The following is a 1594-nucleotide window of genomic DNA, read 5'->3' as shown; positions in this document are numbered from 1 at the left end:
GATTCGAACGGCCTCAAGAATGCGGTTTTTTACTGGATTTTGCAACGGCGGTTTCGCCGTTTTCAGGCATCGGTTTAGGCTTGCGGAAGCTCTCGCCCTCGATGACGATGCGGTAGGCACCGTGACGTAGCCGGTCGAGTGTCGCGGCGCCGAGAACCCGGTTGTCGGGGAAGGCGTCACCCCATTCGCTGAGATCGAGATTGGATGTCAGGATGGTAGCCGCCCGCTCATACCTGGCCGCCACCAGGTCGTGGAAGTCTTCGTCGTGTGGCGCGCGCAGGGGTTTGAGCGCGAAGTCGTCAACGATCAGCAGTGGCACACGCACGAACTGCTGGAACTTGCGTTCGTAGAGGCCCGTGGCGCGGGCTGCATGCAGCTTCTTGATCAGATCGGTTTGCGTGACGAACAGCACGTCCCGCCCCTGACGCGCAGCGCAGTGGCCCAGCGCCTGGGCGATGTGGGACTTGCCGACGCCTGTTTGACCGACCATCAGGATTGCCACCTTCTCGTCGATGTAACGACCGGTGGCGAGATCGTGGATGTGTGCGCGGTTGAGCTTCGGCAGCCGGTCGAAGTCGAAGGTTTCCAGTGTCTTGCCTAGCCCGAAGCCGGCGCGCACGAGACGCGCGCCGAGCTTCTTCTGGTCGCGCCGCGCGACTTCATCATGCAGGAGCATCGCGAGGAATTCGGTGTAGGCGAGCTGTCCATCGATTGCCTGCCGGTTGCGCTGCTCGAGCGAGTCCAGTACACCGGACAGGCGCAGTTGCTTGAGGATCGTATTCAGTTCGGGACTGGGGTTCATGATGTTCAATGCAGGAGAAGGGAGTGGAGGTCACGACCGAAGCGGCCGCCGTTCAGATAGGTGTCGGCAGGCGCCGTTGACGTTTGCGCCGCTGCTGCGGCGGGCTGGCTGTCCAGTCCCTTGTCGAGGATGGTCTTGACGGTGCGGTACTTCGGGCTCGCGAATGCAAGCGCACGCTCGCACGCGGCGTCCAGTCGCTGATCGCCGAACTTCTCGCGCATACGGACGATGCCCTGCGCGCCACGCAGGTTCACCAGCACCGTGTCGTTGAACATCGCGAGAACCAGCGCGTGACAGGATGGCCCGATCTCCCTGGCACGAGCCAGGCACCACTGCGGATCGTGCTCGAGCCACGCCTGCGCCGCCGGCGGCTGGTGGTCACGCACTGTATGGCGATCACCTGCCTTGCGCAGTCGTGGATGGGTTGCAATGAGTTCGTGCTGATGGAACAGCTGTACGACCGTATCAGTCGATTTGAGCCAGAGGCTCTTGCCAACCAGCGTGAACGGCACGGAGTACAGCGCCTTCTTGTAGACGACGTGTCCGTCCGTATGCACCTTGACTTCGCTCCATACAGCCAGCACCGGCGCAACGTCAGGCAGCGTCGTGAGCAGCGGCTTCTCAATGGCAAAGCGCGCCAGCGGCTGCTCGCGTGTCGTGCCATGTTCGCGCGTGCTGGCCTGCTGCATGATCCATTCGCGCAGCTGCCGGTTGGCATCGGTCAGGTCGCGGAACGTGCGCAGCGGCACAAAGGATTTCTTGACATACTTGACGCCCGACTCAACGATTCCC

General features: G+C 62.4%; 2 protein-coding genes. Both read right to left on the bottom strand.

Annotated elements, in window-relative coordinates:
• Window positions 1–13 precede the first annotated feature (13 nt).
• A complete protein-coding gene (gene istB, locus P0D89_RS52740) occupies window positions 14–802 on the bottom strand; it encodes an IS21-like element helper ATPase IstB (RefSeq protein WP_408371109.1) in 789 nt (262 codons plus the stop codon).
• Window positions 803–807: 5 nt separating this feature from the next.
• On the bottom strand, window positions 808–1594 hold a 787-nt coding region (locus tag P0D89_RS52735), incomplete at its 5' end, for a Mu transposase domain-containing protein (protein WP_408379583.1).

This window comes from Paraburkholderia sp. RL18-085-BIA-A, assembly GCF_046027075.1.
Lineage (GTDB): Bacteria > Pseudomonadota > Gammaproteobacteria > Burkholderiales > Burkholderiaceae > Paraburkholderia.
This window is presented reverse-complemented; position numbering and strand designations above follow the sequence as displayed.

Coding starts and splice junctions, on each gene's coding strand:
- istB (WP_408371109.1), bottom strand. CDS start 802: ATGAACCCCAGTCCCGAACTGAATACGATCCTCAAGCAACTGCGCCTG.